Raw genomic sequence first — 18,052 nt, forward strand, 5'->3', positions numbered from 1 at the left:
ATTTCCAAATTTAATTTTTTCGCAAAAGTATAATAATTCTAAATTGATTATCAAATATTTTTTATCAAAGTTTTAAACCCTTGGTATCCATTGATTTTCAGCTATTTGCTGTTCATACCCTACTTTCCTGGCAAGGGTGAACAGGTAATCGCTAAGCCTGTTCAGGTAAATAATCACCTTCTCGTCTACCTGGCTTTCCTGCGCAAGGTGTACAACCAGGCGCTCTGCACGCCGGCATACACAACGCGCAATATGGCAATACGAGATGGTGTTATTACCCCCGGGCAATATAAAATGTTTTAGTTCTGGTAAAATTTCATTCATTTTATCCATCTCCTGCTCAAGCAGTTCAACATCTCCCTGGTGCAGGTCGGGTATTTGCATTCTCGACCGTTCAGGATCGGCAGCTAAAGATGAGCCTATGGTAAACAAACGATCTTGTATTTCTTTCAATACACTCTTATCATGTTCAGTAATTTCCTGATCACGGATCAACCCGATATAAGAGTTCAATTCATCTACAGTGCCGTAGCTATCGATACGGATATCATATTTGGGTACACGCGTACCGCCAATAAGCGATGTATAGCCTTTATCTCCGGTTTTGGTATAAATCTTCATAAGCAGGCGCAATTAAATAATTTTGCATTTGTTTTTAGCAGATGTGAATAATTTATTTAAATGTTTACGTTCTTAAACAAAACATAAATAGCTTCGCCATACTTTAAGAACAAATTTTAAGTGATGAAACCATTTGCTTTAGCCGTTAAGTTTAATTCGTTAGTTTTAGGATCCTTACTGATTATATTAGTAAGCTGTGGCAATACCGGTAAAAAAAATACAGTAGCAGCAGCTACTAACGTCCAATCCGAAAAAAAGTCGGTATCCCGTATTTTAACTGAAAAACAATTTAACGATCTTTTTCCTCAAAGAGATAAATTTTATAGCTATGCGGCTTTTATTAGAGCAGCCGACGAGCTGGCAAATATTAAAGTAAAGGTTATTCGCCGCTCTGTTTCCGTATACCAGCTTACGCGTACTGATAAGTCGACAGGAAAAACTACCATTGTGCGTCAGGATGCGGATTGGAACGAAGACTGGGCAAAGCAGAAACCAGATAGCACTTATACTATTGACTACGGGCAGTTTTGCACCGAAAAGGATGCCACTACTAATAAAAAAGAGCTGGCAGCCTTTTTTGCCCAGATAGCACATGAAACACGCCACGGAGAAAACGGCGCTTATAACGACGGCCTGATGCTGATCCATGAAAACAACACCAGTTTACCCTACATAGCTGAAAACGATGAATACCCACCTGTAAAAGGGCAAAAATATTATGGCCGCGGCCCCATGCAGATCAGCTACAACGGCAATTATGGTTATGCGTCTGACTGTATCTTTGGCGATGAAAAAGTACTGTTAAACAAGCCGTCGCTGGTTGAAACTGATCCGGTTGTGGCCTTTAAAACTGCCATTTATTTCTGGATGACCTCACAAACCAAAAAACCTTCTGCGCATGATGTGATGACGGGTAAGTGGCAGCCTACCGCTGCTGATATAGCCAAAGGCCGCAAACCGGGTTTCGGTATGACGATAAACATTATAAATGGCGAAGTAGAGTGCAACCACGGCGAAAACATGTATAACATGACCGACCGTATAGGCTTTTATCAATACTTTTTAAAGAAACTTGGCGTATCTGATCCTAACTGTGCATGTTCATGCGGATCAATGAAGCCATATCAATATTAGTGATCAAAATTTAATATCTTGCTTCACCAATACCTTATAATCGTTATTGGTTTCATTATACAGCTGAAGGGAAAAATCAGCTGCATTAAAACTTTGGCTGGCAGAGCTATTTGCAAAGCTGGCGAATGATTTGATATCTATATGGTTACCGCGATAGTCGGCTGTTTTTAAAAGCAAATTAGCATAACCAATACCATACTTAACCTTATCAACGGTTTTGTAAAGATTACGGTCTATAAAAATGTATTTGTAAGGTATGTTTGAGGATTTGGGGACATTCAATTCAAAGTAAGGGCTGTTCGGAAACTTTGCCATTACAAAAGTAATGTTGTATTCATCGTTGTGGTAAAAATAATTTTCGAGCCAGGTATTAAACTGGTTATTTGTTGGCCCCGTTAAAGTGGCGTCTGCACTGGCTTTAACCGATGTTTGATAATACCACATGTGCTTAGCTCCGCTACTGTCTGCAGCTGTATAAATTCGGTTCTGGATTTGATAGGTCTGCGTTTTAAGGCCGTCTAAAGAAATGCTGAAGAAACTACCGCCGCGGGTTGCCTTTTTACGAATGGTATCAGTGCCAGAAATGAACGTAGTAGTGACAGAATCGACAGTAGCAATCGGGATAGTGACATCTGAGAAAGCGATCAGGAGTTGATTGGTATTAGGTTCCGGGTCATCTGCCGAATGTTTACAGGCGCTAAATAAAACCATTAGCACACACAAAGCGGCTAACGCCCGCCTGTTCATAACCATGTTCCCGAGATTTAAATGCATACAATATTTATAACCAGATTATAACGGTTAAAAATAAAGAAATTAAAGATGATTAGGTATAAGAAAATGAGGCTTATTCGGCTGTTACAGAGCGATCCACCCTGCTGATATTGGTATTTACGTAATCATTCTCTATTAACCCGTCGCGCATACGTACAATGCGGTGTGCATGCAGGGCTATATCTTCCTCATGCGTTACCAGGATGATCGTATTACCTTTGGCATGAATATCCTCTAAAAGGCCCATGATCTCTACCGAGGTCTTGGTATCAAGGTTACCGGTAGGCTCATCTGCCAGAATAATCGAAGGGTCGTTTATCAAAGCGCGTGCTACCGCCACACGCTGGCGCTGACCGCCCGAAAGCTCGTTAGGCTTGTGGTCCATACGATGGCCAAGGCCAACGTTTTTTAAGGCATTTTTAGCGCGGTCTTCCCGATCCTGTTTGCTTACGCCCGAGTACACCAGCGGTAATGCCACGTTATCAAGGGCTGTATTTCTTGGCAACAGGTTAAAGGTTTGGAAAACGAAACCAATTTCCTTATTACGTACTTCTGCAAGTTCGTTATCGGTCATGTGGCTAACGTCAATTCCGTTAAGCACATACTGGCCTTTGGTGGGAGTATCCAAACAGCCTAAAATATTCATTAAGGTTGACTTGCCTGATCCTGAAGGGCCCATTAAAGCAACAAACTCGCCTTTGTTAATAGTAAGTGATACCGATTTTAAAGCGTGAATGGTTTCTGCGCCGATCACATATTTACGGCCTATGTCATTAATGGTAATAAGTGGCTCCATCAGGTTTTTGTGGGTTTTGACTGCAAACTGCAACTAAATGTTACAAGCAGCAATTAATTTAATTTTTGCCAGAACCATGCTCTTTCTTCTCCAACACTTTGGCTACCATAAAATAGTCGGCATTGTGCTGAGGGGCATTTTCTAAAGCTTCTTCATGGCTTACTTCCTGTTTCACAACATCCTCTCTAAAGGTGTTTACCTCGTCTGTCATATAAACAAGCGGCTCAACGTTACTGGTATCTACCTCGTTCAGCTTGTCCATAAAGTCAAGTATACGGGTCATATCACCAATCAGCTCCTGCTTTTCGTCAGCGCTAACTTCCAGACGCGCCAGGTGCGCTATTTTATCAACTGTTTCTTCGGTAATTTTCATCCTTGTTCAAATTTACGCTGCATCAGGTTAAAAACTTCATCTTTCAGCCTGTCTGCATCTTCTAAAGTTAAATGGGTGGTTTCAATGGGCTTATGCACGTAAATATGGCATACACCCGGCTTACTGCCATACAACAAACCCGTGTCCCATAAAATTTTCCAGGTATCTAACGAAGTTACAGGAATTATCGGAATTTTATGATCAATAGCCAGCCTGAAAGGCCCGTTTTTAAATTCGTGGAGTTTGGGCGGGTAATCATCCGGAATCATCCCCTCGGGAAAAATAATAACACTTTGCCCGAGCTGCAAACGTTCTGCAGCATGCTTAAACGCCCTGAATGATGATATTTTGCTTTCACGGTTTACCGGGATATCAATAGTACGAAAAAAGAGACCCGTTACAGGATTGTCCAGCAATTCATCTTTACCTATAAAACAATAATTGTTTTTTACGAGCAGGCCAACGCTCGAAATATCCAGATTTGAGGTATGATTGGGGCAAATAATATAAGTGCGGCTCCAGTCGATCGGCTGTTCATATTCAAATTTGTAAAAAACTCCGGCAAGTGTTGAGCCGCAAAATGCGCATACTCGCCTGAAAAAATTCATAGCACTGTATCTTTCGGCCTTGCGCGAATTGTAATAAAGGAATGGCCACCATAAAAAAAAGAAAAAAGCCTGCCCATAACGGTATAAATAGGCATGGGCTTTCTTCAATATCAATTTCATCGACTTCAAAAATATAAAAATTCTGTACTTTCGCGCACTATGGAAACTGTTGTTAGTGGTATTCGTTCAACCGGGAAATTACACCTGGGCAATTATTATGGAGCTATACAAAACTTCATAAAAATGCAGCACGAGTACAATTGTTACTTTTTTATTGCCGATCTGCACTCGTTAACTACTCATCCTACGCCGGGCGATTTGCATGGCAATGTAAAACAGGTACTGGTTGAGTACCTGGCAGCAGGTATCGATCCCGAAAAATCGACGATCTATATACAATCAGACGTTCCTGAAGTTTCCGAGCTGTACCTGTATCTGAACATGAACGCCTACCTGGGCGAGCTTGAACGCGCTACATCATTTAAAGATAAGGTACGTGCCAACCCCGATAATGTAAATGCAGGCCTGCTTACCTACCCTGTATTAATGGCTGCGGATATCATCATCCATAAAGCTACAAAGGTACCTGTAGGTAAAGATCAGGAGCAGCACCTGGAAATGGCGCGCACTTTTGGCAACCGCTTTAACCGGTTATATAATCATGAATACTTCCCGGAGCCTTATGCTTTTAGCTTCGGCGAAAGCCTGATTAAAATTCCGGGGCTGGATGGTAAAGGCAAAATGGGTAAATCTGAAGGTGAAGCCAATGCAGTTTATTTATCAGATTCGCCGGAAGTTATTCGTAAGAAGGTAATGAAAGCAGTTACTGATGGCGGCCCTACGATGGAGAACCAGGACAAACCTTCAGAAATTCAGAACCTGTTTGACCTAATCAAAGTAGTTTCCTCTCAGGATACTTACGATCACTTTAACGATCTGTATAATAAAATGCAAATTCGTTACGGCGATCTTAAAAAACAACTGGCAGAGGATATGATTATTGCTACCGCGCCGATCCGCGACCGTATCAATGATATTGCTGCCGATACCGACTTTCTGCGTAAAGTGGCACAGCATGGCGCTGATAAAGCCCGCGAAAGCGCATCACGCACCATAAGGGAAGTACGTGAAATTATTGGGTTCAGGAAATTTTAATTTGTTACTCAGTTATTGGTTATTAAGTTATTTTCACAAGAATAGATTTTTGACCGCAACAAATAACTTAATAACACAATAACTATTAACTTTATCGCATGCACATTGCCGTTGTTGGAAATATAGGAGCCGGGAAAACTACGCTTACCGAGTTACTGGCTAAAAATTATGGTTGGGAACCGCTTTACGAAGCCGTAGACAACAACCCCTATCTTGAAGATTTTTACAGCGACATGAAGCGCTGGAGCTTTAATCTTCAGATCTATTTCCTGAACAGCCGTTTCCGCCAGATAGCTGAAATTCAGCAAGGCAGCAAAGATGTGATACAGGACCGCACCATATACGAAGACGCTTTCATATTTGCAGAAAACCTGCATGATATGGGCCTGATGAGCAGCCGCGACTTTGAGAATTACAATAACATTTTCGAAAACATCACCTCGTTTATAAAGCCGCCAGATCTGCTGATCTATCTTAAAGCATCAGTTCCCACACTGGTAAACAACATTCAACGCCGCGGGCGCGAATATGAGATCGGTATCCGGTTAGATTATCTTTCAAAATTGAACGAGAAGTACACCAAGTGGATCAATGGTTATCAACTTGGCAAACTGCTGGTAGTTGATATGGATAACCTGGACTTCGCTAACAAAACAGAAGACCTTGCTACCATTGTACAATTGATAGAAAGAGAAATACATGGACTGTTTTAAGGAGCGAGGGGCGAGTTATCAGTTGCCGGTTATGCTTCAATTTACTTGCATGCAAATTACTCGCAACTCGAAACACAAAACTCGCAACTAAATGACTATCCTCGGCATCATTCCTGCACGCTTTGCTTCTACCCGCTTCCCGGGTAAACCATTGGTAGATATTGCCGGTAAAAGCATGATTCGGCGTGTTTACGAGCAGGCAAAAAAATGCAGCTCCATTGCCGAAGTTGTTGTAGCTACTGATGACGAGCGTATTTATGAGCATGTGCTCGGTTTCGGCGGAAAGGTGGTAATGACATCAGACGAGCACCAGAGCGGTACCGACCGTTGCGCTGAAGTAGCCTTAAAGCATCCGGAATATGATGTAATCATCAACATACAAGGCGATGAGCCATATATTGACCCTGAGCAGCTGACTAAAGTTGCCGCTTGCTTTACAGATGAAACCACGCAGATTGCGACACTAATTAAAAAGATCAATACTGCTGATGAGTTGCTGAACGTAAATTCACCCAAAGTAATCATCAATCGCTTTGCTGAGGCAATTTACTTCTCACGGTCGCCGCTGCCACATATCCGCGGACAAGAGCAAGCAGACTGGCTGAAGCATTATACTTATTTCAAGCATATCGGTGTTTACGCTTACCGTTCCGACATTCTTCAGGAAATAACCAAGTTGCCCATCTCCTCTTTAGAAAAAGCAGAAAGCCTGGAACAGTTGCGCTGGATAGAAAACGGCTACCGCATTAAGGTTGCCGAGACCGAACTGGAAACCCATGCAATAGATACGCCGGAAGATTTAAAGAAATTGCCGGTTTAATAGTCATGCTGTCTAAAGGACTCATTTGGAGAACTTGTTTCAGCATCCTACACGTAAAGAAAAATACATTTTACAGAACATCTACTACATGAGATGCCGAAACAAGTTCGGCATGACGGCAATGTTTGATCTTATTTTCCACATCTACTCGAACCTTTTTTTATACACCAAAAGCTTTAAAATCTGCGATCTTAATGTCATGCTGAACTTGTTTCAGCATCCCACACGCAAAGCAAAATGCATTTTACAGAACATCTACATTGAGATCCCGAAAAATATTTGGCATTACGCTAATCTCATTTTCAACAGCTTACATTTTTAAACAATCCACATTCTTCTAATTTCTCAACACATAGGCCAAACCCGCAAAAAATTCCTACTTTTGTATCCCGTACACAAACGAAATCATGACTAAATATATATTTGTTACGGGCGGCGTTTCTTCGTCGTTGGGGAAGGGTATTATATCTGCCTCATTAGCCAAATTACTTCAGGCGCGCGGTTATCGCGTAACCATCCAAAAGTTTGATCCTTACATTAACATCGACCCAGGTACACTAAATCCATATGAGCACGGCGAGTGTTATGTAACCGAAGATGGCGCCGAAACTGACCTCGACCTTGGCCACTACGAGCGTTTTCTAAACGCACCTACCTCTCAGGCCAACAACATTACAACCGGCCGTATCTATCAAAATGTGATTAGTAAAGAGCGTGAAGGTGCCTTTTTAGGTAAAACCGTTCAGGTTGTTCCGCACATTACAGATGAGATCAAACGCAATTTCCGCATCCTTGGCGAAAGCGGCAATTACGATATTGTGATCACTGAAATTGGTGGTACCGTGGGCGATATTGAGTCGTTACCGTTTGTGGAAGCAGTACGCCAGTTCCGCTGGGAGTCGGGCGCACATGATTCGTTAGTGATACACTTAACTTTAATTCCTTTCCTTGCAGCAGCAGGCGAATTAAAAACCAAACCTACACAGCACTCTGTTAAAATGCTGTTAGAGTATGGTATACAGCCTGATATTTTGGTTTGCCGTACCGAGCACCACATTAACCAGGAGCTTCGCAAAAAAATCGCGTTGTTCTGTAATGTAAACGTAAATGCGGTGATTGAGTCGATAGATGCGCCAAGTATTTATGACGTTCCGTTGTTGATGCTGAAAGAACAGCTGGATAAAACTGTTTTGAGCAAATTACGCCTTTCAAATAAAAACGAACCGGATCTGGAAAGCTGGAAAGACTTTTTAGGCCGCTTAAAAAATCCTACTGCCGAAGTACGCGTTGGACTTGTAGGTAAATATGTAGAGCTACCGGATGCTTATAAATCTATCGTTGAGGCATTTATTCACGCAGGCGCCAAAAACGAATGTAAGGTACGTGTAGAATACATCCATTCAGAGCAATTAACCGTTGGCAATGCTATTGAACGCCTTAAAGGCTTACATGGCGTATTGGTTGCCCCTGGCTTTGGCGAGCGTGGCTTTGAAGGTAAAATTGAAGCGATACGTTACGTGCGCGAAAATAATATCCCGTTCTTTGGTATTTGCCTGGGCATGCAATGTGCCGTGGTTGAATTTGGCCGCAATGTGTTGGGGCTTGAACAGGCAAACAGCATTGAAATGAACCCTGAAACACCTTACCCGGTGATCAGCATGATGGAAGAACAGAAAAACATTACAGCAAAAGGCGGCACCATGCGTTTAGGCGCGCAAGAGTGTGATTTAAAACGCGGCACTAAGGCTGCGGCTATTTATGGCAAAACACATATCACCGAACGTCACCGTCACCGCTATGAGTTTAATAATGAATTCCTTACCCGTTATGAAGAGGCCGGCATGATACCTTCGGGTGTTAACCCTGCAAATGGCTTGGTTGAAGTTATTGAGCTTAAAAACCATCCATTTTTTGTCGGATCACAATTTCACCCTGAATTAAAATCGACAGTAGCAAATCCTCACCCACTTTTTGTTAACTTTGTCGCCGCTTCGCTGGCTTATGCCCGCAAGAATTAATTGTACGATAGATAGATAATGGATAGAAATCAATTCACGGGCCTGTTCCTGATCATGGTGATCATGGTTGGTTCGTTCTTTTTGCTCAAGCCGTCGCAAGACGAGATCAAAAAAGAGCAAATGCGCGCACATGCCGACTCGCTTCGCCGGGCAGGCATTAAACCGGTTGCCAACGCAAATGCTAAGGCCGATAGTGTAAAGAAACCTGGTGTTGTTGATTCAGCAGTATTAAAAAGCCCGTTCGGTGCTGCAACTGTTGGCTCAGAGCAACTGATCACTTTAGAAAATAAAGACCTTAAATTAAAGCTAAGCACACTTGGCGGTCGCGTTTATTCGGTAGAGCTTAAAAACTTTAAAACCTTTGATGGCAAACCGCTGATCTTATTTGATGGTGCCAATAACAACTTTGGTTTTAAATTTAAAGCTGCCGGCAAAAACATCAATACCGACGAGCTTTACTTTACACCAACAAGCACTCAGGCTGCAAATGGTACTATTACCATGCGCTTAAACTACAGCCCGACCCAGTATATCGATTATATCTACACAGTTGCTGCCCAAGGTTACAAAGTAGGTTTACAGATTAAGCCTACAGGGCTTGATAACGTAATCGGCACTGCCAACCCGCTTGTTCTAAATTGGGATGCAAGCCTGCATAAATTGGAAAAAGATCTTAAAGCAGAACGTCAGTATTCAACCGTGTATTTCCATAACACAGACCGCGACGTTGATTACTTAAGCCCTGCCAAAGACGAAGCCAAGTCGATCAATGATAAAAAGCTGAACTGGGTATCATTTAAACAACATTTCTTTTCAAGCGTACTGATCTCAAAATCAGGATTTGAAAAAAGCAACCTGGCGGTTAATACAGATGTAGCTTCGGCTGATATCAAACAAATGAAAGCCAACCTGACGCTTACAGCAGATGGTTCTGGCGCTTATCCTTTAGAATTCTACTTCGGCCCTAATAAGTTTAAAACACTTCAGGATCAAGGGCTTGACCTTGAGAAACAGATTGACTTAGGCTGGGGCCCGCTAAAATGGATCAACCGTTTTGCAGTATTGCCTGTATTTAATTTCTTGCAGCAGTTTAACTGGAACTATGGCATAATTATCTTGGTGCTTACCATATTGCTTAAATTGGTGTTGTCGCCGCTTACCTACAAATCATACCTTTCAATGGCTAAGATGCGTGTGCTGAAGCCTGAGATGGATGAGATCAAAGCAAAAGTAGGTGAAGATAACCCTACCCTTTTACAGCAGGAATACATGAAACTGTACCGCCAGGCTGGTGTAAATCCGCTGGGTGGCTGTTTACCATTATTGCTGCAAATGCCTATCGTCATTGCATTCTTCCGCTTTTTCCCAAGCTTGTTTGAGCTGCGCGGTCAAAGTTTCCTTTGGATGCACGACCTTTCTACGTACGATTCACTCATCAGTTTTGCACCACTGCCATTATTAGGCTGGACACACATCAGTTTAATGTGTTTACTGATGACCATTTCAACACTGATCTATACGTACTTTAACAACCAGATCTCAGGTGCTACAGGCCAGATGAAATATATCGGATATATTTCTCCGCTAATTTTCTTCGGTATGCTGAACAGCTACCCTGCCGGTTTGAACTATTACTATTTCTTAGCCAACATGCTAACGTTTGCGCAGCAGTTCTTTATCCGCCAAATGGTAGATGATAAAAAGATCCACGCGCAGATTCAGGACAATAAAAAGAAACCTGAAACTAAAAAGAAAAAAGGTGGCTTTGGTGCCAAGTTAGAAGAAATGATGCGCCAGCAACAAGCAATGCAGGCACAGCAACCAAACAAGAAAAAATAAGCAGTTAAACCCTGATAAAGCAAACGCCCATCGATAACCGATGGGCGTTTTTTGTTGTATAAATTTCATCATGACAGCTATTGGCCAGCTATCTTTCGATAAACCGCTTAAACCGGCTCTATAAATAGTTGCTTATAATGCGGGTATTTGGCTTGTATATTTAGCCGGATATCACTAATTGCCTTATTAACCACTTCAATATCGGTGTGTTGCTTAAAGTTTATTTTTAGCACTAAAATTACTTCTTCAGGTGCAAGATAGGTGGAAAGCTGGCTTACTACTTTATTTACAGCACCATTATCAGAAGCAAGTTGTAATACCTTGTCCAGTTCAGATTGATCGGGCGTTTCACCCATTAATAAACTGCGGCTTTCTCTAACCAGCAGTACAGCTACCGCAGTAAGCAATAAACCGATTAGTATAGATGCAACGCCGTCTATGTACGGATTTTTTAACAACTGCCCCAACAAGATACCTACAAATGCGATCAGTATACCTATGACATCTGCAGCATCTTCAAACAATACCACAAAGGTAGATGGGTCTTTACTTTGCCTTACTGCTTGCCAGAATGGAGTAGCTCCGCGCTGGCGTTTAAACTCCTTTATCGCAGTAATAAACGAAATGCCATCAAATATAAATGCGATACCCAACACGATATAATTCCATATCGGGCTTTTAACCTCTTCAGGATGCATCAGGTGTTCGATACCTTCATAAATAGAAAAGCCGCCACCCAAGGCAAAAAACAGCAGCGACACTACAAAAGCCCAGAAATAAAGCTCGCGGCCGTAACCAAAAGGGCGCTTTTCGTCAGCCGGTTTCTGGCTGCGGCTTATACCGAGCAAAAGCAGAACCTCATTGCTGCTATCTACCAGCGAGTGTATGCCTTCAGACATCATGGCCGAACTGCCGGTAAAAAAAGCTGCGCCAAGTTTGGTTGCCGCAATAAGTAAATTAGCGCCAAGCGCGGTATAAATAGGTGTTTTAGATGCCTGCATGTGTGTAAAACGCTGCCTGCTCAACAATAAGGGGGTAAGTTAAGCCTGGTGATGATTGTTTAACAAATATAGTATGTATCCCAAACACCATAACAATAATTTAGTTTCCTGCTAAATCACAGTCCCGAGTAATAATCATATCCCCTTTCGGCCCAGTAATCGGGCGGGCGCTCGTTACTAAAAAACAGCGTGCCAATTCGTTTCAGGTTTTTTATGCCATATTTTACCGGGATAATTAGCCTTAAAGGCGCACCGTGTTCGGGAGTGATCTGCTGCCCGTTCATTTCATAAGCGAGTAAAGTTTGAGGGTGCAGCATACTGGCCATATCAATGCCAACGTAATATTGCTTATCGGGTGTAACCAAGCCTGCATATTTATAATCGGCATATGTTTCAAGCCCGGCTTGTTTTAAAAAATCACTGAATTTTACACCACCCCAGTGCATTACCTGGTCCCAGCCTTCTACGCATTTAAAATCAACCACATGTTCTGTTTTAGGCATCTTTCTGATGTCCTCTATAGATAATGCCCTGGTCTTGCCCTCCAGCCTGACATTTAATTTCCAGTTTTCTATATCATTTTTATTGTTTAAGCCAACATCTCCGTTCACCCTCGGTGATTTTGCCGCCTGTGCTACAGGGTACGTTTTAGCAAGGTGCTGACCTGGTAGTGTTTTACTGAAAACCTGTTCGTTAGTATTTAATATACCACGCAATGTTTTGCGCGTACCGGCTGTTACGCTTTCTTTTTCAAGAGGCTCGTGGTATAGCCATTCCCAGCCCAATAAGGCAGCAATGCTACCGGCACCAAACGTCAGGAAAGAAAGGAAAGTACGCCTGTTTACCTGTTTATTATTGAAAGGCTCGCCTTCTTTAAAGCGGTTGATATCTTTATTTTCCTTTTTCATGGCTTGGGTTAGTGGTTTCGGTAACTGTTTCTGCTACAGGCAAAATAACAGGTACGGGTTCAGGGTTAAGCGGTTCTACCGTTGCAGTTGGTGTATCTGCTGTTTCAATAACTTCAAAGCCCGTTATCATTGCCCTAAAATTATTCCATCCGGCTAATATCACCTGTACAATGTGAACAACAAAGAACAGGCAGTAGCCAATAGTTAACGTAAAATGGATCAGCCTTGCCGTACGGTAGCCGCCAAAGCACCATACCAGCCAGTTAAGTTGTGCCGGCTTATAGATGCTTAAACCGGTTAACAGCGACCCTATACCAAAAATCACGATTGCACTATAGGCAATGCGTTGAGCTGCATTGTATTTTAATTGTTCGGGAGCAGTTTTGCGTAAATGTAAATCATGCAATACTACCAACCATGCCTCTTTCCATGAATGTTTATCCGGCAACAGGTAACGCCACTCACCCGACAGCAGCGTGTATAATACGTAAGCGAAACCATTGATAAAAAACAACCACATAAACACAAAGTGAAACGCCATACCTTCGGCAAGGCGATGGTTAATATTCAGCTTGTTATAAAACCACTGCGGAAAAAATTTAAATACCTGCGTTCCGAACAACTTTATAGCATAAGGATCATATGCCCAATAAATGAGCAGGCCGCTCCATATCATAATGGCTAGCAGCGGAAAATTGAACCAATGAAACCAGCGTATAGCTAATGGGTGCTTTTCAATAATACGCTTCATATATTAATGATAATAAGGTTGAACTTCTGGCGCATATTCATATCGTTAATCTATATACGGCAAAACCTGTCATTAGGTGCTGAACATATATAAATTTAATCAGACTTGACTTTATTTATCTGATACCAGCAAAAAAAGAGACTGTCTCAAAAGTGAGGCAACCTGCTTTTATTCAAAAATCTGAATGCCGGTTTAATATTTATTAACAGTTATTTTTATTTGATAGTAAAATGCAATGATTGTTATATTGTAATCCTAATTTAAATAAGGTAACCTAAATCAAAAACATCATGAATCAAAAAATTTACCTACTTCTATTTGCATGTTTAGTAATCGCGTCATGTAAAAAATCAACAGATTTTGAATCGCTTGAAAATCAGACAAACACAACAAGTTCCTCTAAACGTACAATAAATGGTACCCCTACTCCGCAATTTGAATGGGAAAATGCAGATTTCATGCCCATGCCTTCAGGTAGTGGGCAGGTTACAGTGCCGTGGGGTTCAGGAGCAAGCAGACAGATCGCTCCTGAAATATTACTTGACTATAAGAAGATTGACGGATGGGAATTGGTTTACAATACCTTTAATACCTCAAACATTCCAGACAACCTTTATTTTGTTCTTTATAATAAGTACCGGGGATTGTTAAGAATGTATTTGTATATTCCGTCTGGTGCTAATTTTATTAACTCATCTAATATTGTTCATACTTTAGGCATCGAGGGTAGTTATTTAGGAAGCTCTCCCATTATGAACTTTGGTGATCAAACCATCGTTAATTTAAATAATAATAGCCCATTTGCATCTGAAGTATTGCAATATCAAGCTGCACCAGCTACATGGTATGCATTTCAATATGAGTTGGCTTACGATAAAAATCTTAAGGATCAGGATTATCAGAAACTAAGATTTTCTTGGCCTGTAAAAGCAAATCAAATTACTTCTGTGACGTTAAACGGTGTGCAGAAAGGCACCTTAGATGGCAATATGAATGTTCCGTCTACAAATTTAACAATAAGCTCTTCTGTAAGTTCAACAAACGCAAATGTTATTATCAATGGTAACAGCGATGTCGAGAAAGCAAAACCTTCATTAACTACTACCATTTTCAATTCACTTAAAGACTTAGTCACAAAAAAACTTACGTCTTTGGCTACGGGTTTTGTAAGTAATATATTTAGTGGGATTTTTGGTGGAAAAAGTGGTAGCAGCGATGATGTTGTTCATTTGAAAATGAATTCTACCTTACAATTAACAGGTACATTGTCTTCTAATTTCCTGGTTTCATCTACTGGCCTTAGTATTCCAGGCTATGACCAAACCTTCACTCCCGGATTTATACCTAACTTCAACGGAAAGCTTGGTGTATTTTACTTAAATAATGTACCAACAGTTAATGAAGTTTTATACAAAATACCTCAAACAGGGCCTAATGGAGAACAATTGGTTCCTAAGAATGAATATGTATACACACCCGACATGTCTTCCATTAATCCTGTTTATAATCCTGATCTGCTTAATATAGCTGACATACAAAACTTTAGGACAGAAGTTGTAGTAGTGAATTCGGATATGTACCAGATAGATGGTAATCTTGAGACTATTGGAAACCTACAATATAAAACAGGCTCCAGTGTTGTTTCAAGAGATCAGAGCGCTGGCGTAGTTGGCATACGGGTAATTTTTGATGTAGTACCTAAAAACGGAGCCACAAAATCAGTTATTGTTAAAACTTTTGCTTGTAACCTTAGCCGGTCAGAAGGTGGTTATCCAGGTGGGGATGTTAACTAAGTTTGACATATTTAAATAAATCGCTTATAGTTGATCAGCAATTTATTTATAATAACAACAAAAAAGGCGTCTAAATACTCTAACGCCTTTTTTGTTAATGCGGTGTTGGTTTACAGGACTAATTTACCTTCAATAGAGTCATCAAGGGTTTTGCCTAATACCGCACCAATAGTTTGTTTGGCAAATGCAACTGCGTTACCATGCTTGTTGTCCCAGTAATAACCTTCTGTTGGTTCTACTTTAACAACGCTGATACGCGGATCGTCTTCACCCTCCGTAAACCATGTTTTTAAAATAGGTTCCCATAGTTCTTTGATCTTCTCTTTATCGTCGCTTATTTCTGCTAAGCCATAAATGTTAAGGAAATCTGAATGCGCCGAGCCCTGAAATAGTAAGTGAACAAATGGATCAACGCCTATTTCTTCATTTTTGTGGCTGTCTTTTGCGCTTAAAAACCAAAAATTGCCTTCGTCGTCAATTTTTTGAATAGACATTGGGCGTACTGATAATGGAATACCTGTTTTGATATTGGTGATAAAGAAGCATGATTTTGCAGTTTCTGCAAGCTCTTTTATTTTTTTATTTGCTTCAGCACCTTCCAGGTTCTGAAAATTGTCTTCCGGTTGATTTTGATTAATGCTGTCCATAATAGTTTTTGTATCGGTAAATGTTATATAATAACCAAAAAGAAACTATATTGTGTGCAAATAAATTTAATTAGTTAGAAATTAACTCACTAATACATTTGCACCAAAATGGATCTTTTTGTGGGGATACCTTTCGGCATAACTTACTACCATATTACGGATATAATCATTGCCGGGATAAGGTGTCAGGTTATTTTTTAGCTGGTCAATAGTATCCACATCAAAGTAATGTGACACATAGCCCATTCCATAAAAACGGCCCTCTTCAATTAAGATACAGCTATGCTCATCGTCATGCCGGCCTTCATCACGTATAGCAAATGTTGGTAGCGCAGTTTTTAAACTTTCTATCGCATTGGCAACCTTACTATTGTAGATTTCTACAGACTCGTGACCCTCGCATGCGCATTGACTGCCGTTTACACCTATGCAAGGCTGATCGTTTTTTTGTATGAAGCAGAATTTAGGGCAAAGTTCAAACTCTTCAATCAGGCGGTTTAACAAACTGCGGCCTTCAAAAAGCGATCCGCAACTGTAAACGGGAGCGCTATACTTACGGCGCTTGTCAACCGCCAGGCGCATGTAGCCGCGCTGGTCCTCATACAAATAAAGCCCATAAGCAAACTCCATGTTTTTTTGCGAACGGTTGTAGGCTGGCCATAAGCGTTTAATTTCAATAGCTTCGGTAACAAAAGCCATGAGTTCGTTACCGCATTCCTGAAAGGTGATACGATGGATATTACGCATAAACTCCTGTCGCTGATAACCCGAATTGTTACCCGTGAAATGACTGCAAACGCGTTTTTTAATATTTACCGCCTTACCAACATAAATTACTTTGCCTTTGGCATCATGAAAATAATAAACGCCAGGTGTATATGGCAACCGGTCTATATCGCTTTTGGGTAGGTTTGAAGGCAATACCTGTTCGCGAGAGCGTTGTTTTAGCGCCTGTTTAATATGATTATCCGTATCGCTGTTAAGCAATAAAGTGAACAAGATAGCTGTAGCTTCTGCATCACCGGCTGCGCGGTGGCGCGCCGCGTTTGGTATGCTGAGGTGATTACAAAGTTTCCCTAATCCATAAGAAGGCAACCCCGGCAATATTTTACGGCTAAGCCGCACTGTACATAGCTTATTACATTGCAGATCATATCCTGCCGCGGATAAATGATGCCTTAGAAATGAATAATCGAAGTTTACATTGTGGGCTACAAAGATCTTGTCGTGCAGCAGTTGGTAAATTTCTGGCGCAACAGTTTTGAAATATGGCGCCCCCTCCACCATATCGTTAGTGATACCGGTAAGCGCGCTAATGTAAATCGGTATCTCGCGGCTGGGATTAATTAGTGTTTCGTATCGTTTAACTACTTTTTCACCATCATGTATGCAAATGGCAATTTCAGTAATACCATTTGCGCTTGCGTGCCCCCCTGTAGTTTCAATATCGACAATTGCATACATATCCCGCTATACCTTTCACACAAATATAATTAATTGCTAATAATATTAGTCAAATATTACGGAAATAATTATTCTTAAATGAGGATAATTGCCGGTGGGTATCCTATTGTTGCAATAACCTTAATGTTTTTTCATCTGCATCGCCACCAAAGTACTTATCCAACACGCTTGCAAATACAGGATCGGCTCCGGGCACCTGCGAAAATAAAGTCATAGAGGATTGCAGTTTCATATCGTCGGGCGTGCCGAATACCTGGTGCGCATCATTACCCGGAAGTTGAAGTAACGCTTTACAGATCTTTATCAACCTTTCTGATAAAACAGTATCACGCAGGTATTCCTCTGCTTCATTCAGGTCTTTTATACCATAATACCTTGATGCTTCGCTGAATCCTAAGCCCTTTAACTGCGGAAATATATACCACATCCAATGGCTGCGTTTACGGCCGTTTTTAATTTCACTAAGCGCAGTATCATAATCACGTTTCTGCGCATCTAAAAATCGTTTTAAGGTTTCCATACTCTTAAAATAGGATTGCCTTTAAATTGTTCGTGCGGTTAACGCTTAAAAAAAATTGATAAGCAGGCAACCCCAATGTAGATATAACAGTAATAACAATAAATAACATTCAAAAAA

18 protein-coding genes are annotated in these 18,052 nt (G+C 41.1%); 7 read left to right on the forward strand and 11 right to left on the reverse strand.

Annotation, left to right across the window (positions count from 1 at the left end; all coding sequences use genetic code 11):
• Positions 1-72 precede the first annotated feature (72 nt).
• Positions 73-621, reverse strand: coding sequence for a cob(I)yrinic acid a,c-diamide adenosyltransferase (locus tag PQ461_RS14115; protein WP_274206169.1), 549 nt, complete (start codon positions 619-621; stop codon positions 73-75).
• A 123-nt stretch (positions 622-744) separates the two neighbouring features.
• Here PQ461_RS14115 and PQ461_RS14120 point away from each other — a divergent pair, with 123 nt between their 5' ends.
• Positions 745-1,755, forward strand: a complete 1,011-nt coding sequence (locus tag PQ461_RS14120) for a chitinase (RefSeq protein WP_274206170.1) — start codon at positions 745-747, stop codon at positions 1,753-1,755.
• 3 nt (positions 1,756-1,758) lie between these two features.
• Here the strand turns inward: PQ461_RS14120 and PQ461_RS14125 are convergent, their stop codons facing one another.
• From PQ461_RS14125 to PQ461_RS14140, 4 genes are all read right to left on the reverse strand, one after another.
• Positions 1,759-2,508: a hypothetical protein gene (locus PQ461_RS14125; protein ID WP_274206171.1), complete on the reverse strand. Its 750-nt coding sequence runs from the start codon at positions 2,506-2,508 to the stop codon at positions 1,759-1,761.
• A 94-nt stretch (positions 2,509-2,602) separates the two neighbouring features.
• A complete protein-coding gene (locus PQ461_RS14130; RefSeq protein ID WP_274206172.1) occupies positions 2,603-3,325 on the reverse strand; it encodes an ABC transporter ATP-binding protein in 723 nt (240 codons plus the stop codon).
• Positions 3,326-3,383: 58 nt separating this feature from the next.
• On the reverse strand, positions 3,384-3,698 hold the full coding sequence (gene gatC / locus PQ461_RS14135; RefSeq protein ID WP_274206173.1) for an Asp-tRNA(Asn)/Glu-tRNA(Gln) amidotransferase subunit GatC: 315 nt from the start codon (positions 3,696-3,698) through the stop codon (positions 3,384-3,386).
• Positions 3,695-4,426: a lysophospholipid acyltransferase family protein gene (locus tag PQ461_RS14140; RefSeq protein ID WP_274206174.1), complete on the reverse strand. Its 732-nt coding sequence runs from the start codon at positions 4,424-4,426 to the stop codon at positions 3,695-3,697. The genes gatC and PQ461_RS14140 overlap by 4 nt, the downstream gene beginning before the upstream one ends.
• A gap of 39 nt (positions 4,427-4,465) precedes the next feature.
• On the opposite strand from PQ461_RS14140, the gene trpS reads away from it, so the two are divergent.
• The 5 genes from trpS (at position 4,466) to yidC (ending at position 10,851) form a co-directional block, all read left to right on the forward strand.
• Complete coding sequence (trpS, locus tag PQ461_RS14145) at positions 4,466-5,461, forward strand: tryptophan--tRNA ligase (RefSeq protein WP_274206175.1); 996 nt, start codon at positions 4,466-4,468, stop codon at positions 5,459-5,461.
• Between the two features lie 98 nt (positions 5,462-5,559).
• Entirely contained in the window at positions 5,560-6,174 is a 615-nt protein-coding gene (locus PQ461_RS14150) for a deoxynucleoside kinase (protein WP_274206176.1), read from the forward strand.
• 91 nt (positions 6,175-6,265) lie between these two features.
• Positions 6,266-6,994, forward strand: a complete 729-nt coding sequence (gene kdsB / locus PQ461_RS14155; RefSeq protein WP_274206177.1) for a 3-deoxy-manno-octulosonate cytidylyltransferase — start codon at positions 6,266-6,268, stop codon at positions 6,992-6,994.
• A 407-nt stretch (positions 6,995-7,401) separates the two neighbouring features.
• A complete protein-coding gene (gene pyrG, locus PQ461_RS14160; protein ID WP_274206178.1) occupies positions 7,402-9,012 on the forward strand; it encodes a CTP synthase in 1,611 nt (536 codons plus the stop codon).
• Positions 9,013-9,030: 18 nt separating this feature from the next.
• Entirely contained in the window at positions 9,031-10,851 is a 1,821-nt protein-coding gene (gene yidC / locus PQ461_RS14165) for a membrane protein insertase YidC (RefSeq protein ID WP_274206179.1), read from the forward strand.
• A gap of 107 nt (positions 10,852-10,958) precedes the next feature.
• Here yidC and PQ461_RS14170 read toward each other — a convergent pair whose 3' ends face one another.
• From PQ461_RS14170 to PQ461_RS14180, 3 genes are all read right to left on the reverse strand, one after another.
• Positions 10,959-11,852 (reverse strand): cation diffusion facilitator family transporter, encoded by an 894-nt coding sequence (locus PQ461_RS14170; protein ID WP_274206180.1) that lies wholly within the window; start codon positions 11,850-11,852, stop codon positions 10,959-10,961.
• 116 nt (positions 11,853-11,968) lie between these two features.
• Entirely contained in the window at positions 11,969-12,760 is a 792-nt protein-coding gene (locus tag PQ461_RS14175) for a molybdopterin-dependent oxidoreductase (protein ID WP_274206181.1), read from the reverse strand.
• Positions 12,744-13,511: a cytochrome b/b6 domain-containing protein gene (locus PQ461_RS14180; protein ID WP_274206182.1), complete on the reverse strand. Its 768-nt coding sequence runs from the start codon at positions 13,509-13,511 to the stop codon at positions 12,744-12,746. Before PQ461_RS14180 ends, PQ461_RS14175 begins: the two co-directional genes overlap by 17 nt.
• 290 nt (positions 13,512-13,801) lie before the next feature.
• Here PQ461_RS14180 and PQ461_RS14185 point away from each other — a divergent pair, with 290 nt between their 5' ends.
• Positions 13,802-15,304, forward strand: a complete 1,503-nt coding sequence (locus PQ461_RS14185) for a hypothetical protein (protein WP_274206183.1) — start codon at positions 13,802-13,804, stop codon at positions 15,302-15,304.
• Between the two features lie 110 nt (positions 15,305-15,414).
• Here the strand turns inward: PQ461_RS14185 and PQ461_RS14190 are convergent, their stop codons facing one another.
• From PQ461_RS14190 to PQ461_RS14200, 3 genes are all read right to left on the reverse strand, one after another.
• A complete protein-coding gene (locus PQ461_RS14190; protein WP_274206184.1) occupies positions 15,415-15,951 on the reverse strand; it encodes a pyridoxamine 5'-phosphate oxidase family protein in 537 nt (178 codons plus the stop codon).
• An 81-nt stretch (positions 15,952-16,032) separates the two neighbouring features.
• Entirely contained in the window at positions 16,033-17,415 is a 1,383-nt protein-coding gene (locus tag PQ461_RS14195) for an exonuclease domain-containing protein (protein ID WP_274206185.1), read from the reverse strand.
• A gap of 103 nt (positions 17,416-17,518) precedes the next feature.
• Entirely contained in the window at positions 17,519-17,935 is a 417-nt protein-coding gene (locus PQ461_RS14200) for a DUF1810 domain-containing protein (protein WP_274206186.1), read from the reverse strand.
• Between the last annotated feature and the right edge of the window lie 117 nt (positions 17,936-18,052).

The organism is Mucilaginibacter sp. KACC 22063 (assembly GCF_028736115.1).
GTDB lineage: Bacteria > Bacteroidota > Bacteroidia > Sphingobacteriales > Sphingobacteriaceae > Mucilaginibacter.

Bases quoted from the DNA above. Each gene is read 5' to 3' on its own strand.
- PQ461_RS14140 (WP_274206174.1), bottom strand. From the start codon at position 4,426: ATGAAATTGATATTGAAGAAAGCCCATGCCTATTTATACCGTTATGGG.
- PQ461_RS14175 (WP_274206181.1), bottom strand. From the start codon at position 12,760: ATGAAAAAGGAAAATAAAGATATCAACCGCTTTAAAGAAGGCGAGCCT.
- PQ461_RS14190 (WP_274206184.1), bottom strand. From the start codon at position 15,951: ATGGACAGCATTAATCAAAATCAACCGGAAGACAATTTTCAGAACCTG.
- PQ461_RS14180 (WP_274206182.1), bottom strand. From the start codon at position 13,511: ATGAAGCGTATTATTGAAAAGCACCCATTAGCTATACGCTGGTTTCAT.
- kdsB (WP_274206177.1), top strand. From the start codon at position 6,266: ATGACTATCCTCGGCATCATTCCTGCACGCTTTGCTTCTACCCGCTTC.
- PQ461_RS14185 (WP_274206183.1), top strand. From the start codon at position 13,802: ATGAATCAAAAAATTTACCTACTTCTATTTGCATGTTTAGTAATCGCG.
- PQ461_RS14150 (WP_274206176.1), top strand. From the start codon at position 5,560: ATGCACATTGCCGTTGTTGGAAATATAGGAGCCGGGAAAACTACGCTT.
- PQ461_RS14125 (WP_274206171.1), bottom strand. From the start codon at position 2,508: ATGGTTATGAACAGGCGGGCGTTAGCCGCTTTGTGTGTGCTAATGGTT.
- PQ461_RS14120 (WP_274206170.1), top strand. From the start codon at position 745: ATGAAACCATTTGCTTTAGCCGTTAAGTTTAATTCGTTAGTTTTAGGA.
- gatC (WP_274206173.1), bottom strand. From the start codon at position 3,698: ATGAAAATTACCGAAGAAACAGTTGATAAAATAGCGCACCTGGCGCGT.
- trpS (WP_274206175.1), top strand. From the start codon at position 4,466: ATGGAAACTGTTGTTAGTGGTATTCGTTCAACCGGGAAATTACACCTG.
- yidC (WP_274206179.1), top strand. From the start codon at position 9,031: ATGGATAGAAATCAATTCACGGGCCTGTTCCTGATCATGGTGATCATG.
- PQ461_RS14115 (WP_274206169.1), bottom strand. From the start codon at position 621: ATGAAGATTTATACCAAAACCGGAGATAAAGGCTATACATCGCTTATT.
- PQ461_RS14200 (WP_274206186.1), bottom strand. From the start codon at position 17,935: ATGGAAACCTTAAAACGATTTTTAGATGCGCAGAAACGTGATTATGAT.
- PQ461_RS14195 (WP_274206185.1), bottom strand. From the start codon at position 17,415: ATGTATGCAATTGTCGATATTGAAACTACAGGGGGGCACGCAAGCGCA.
- pyrG (WP_274206178.1), top strand. From the start codon at position 7,402: ATGACTAAATATATATTTGTTACGGGCGGCGTTTCTTCGTCGTTGGGG.
- PQ461_RS14130 (WP_274206172.1), bottom strand. From the start codon at position 3,325: ATGGAGCCACTTATTACCATTAATGACATAGGCCGTAAATATGTGATC.
- PQ461_RS14170 (WP_274206180.1), bottom strand. From the start codon at position 11,852: ATGCAGGCATCTAAAACACCTATTTATACCGCGCTTGGCGCTAATTTA.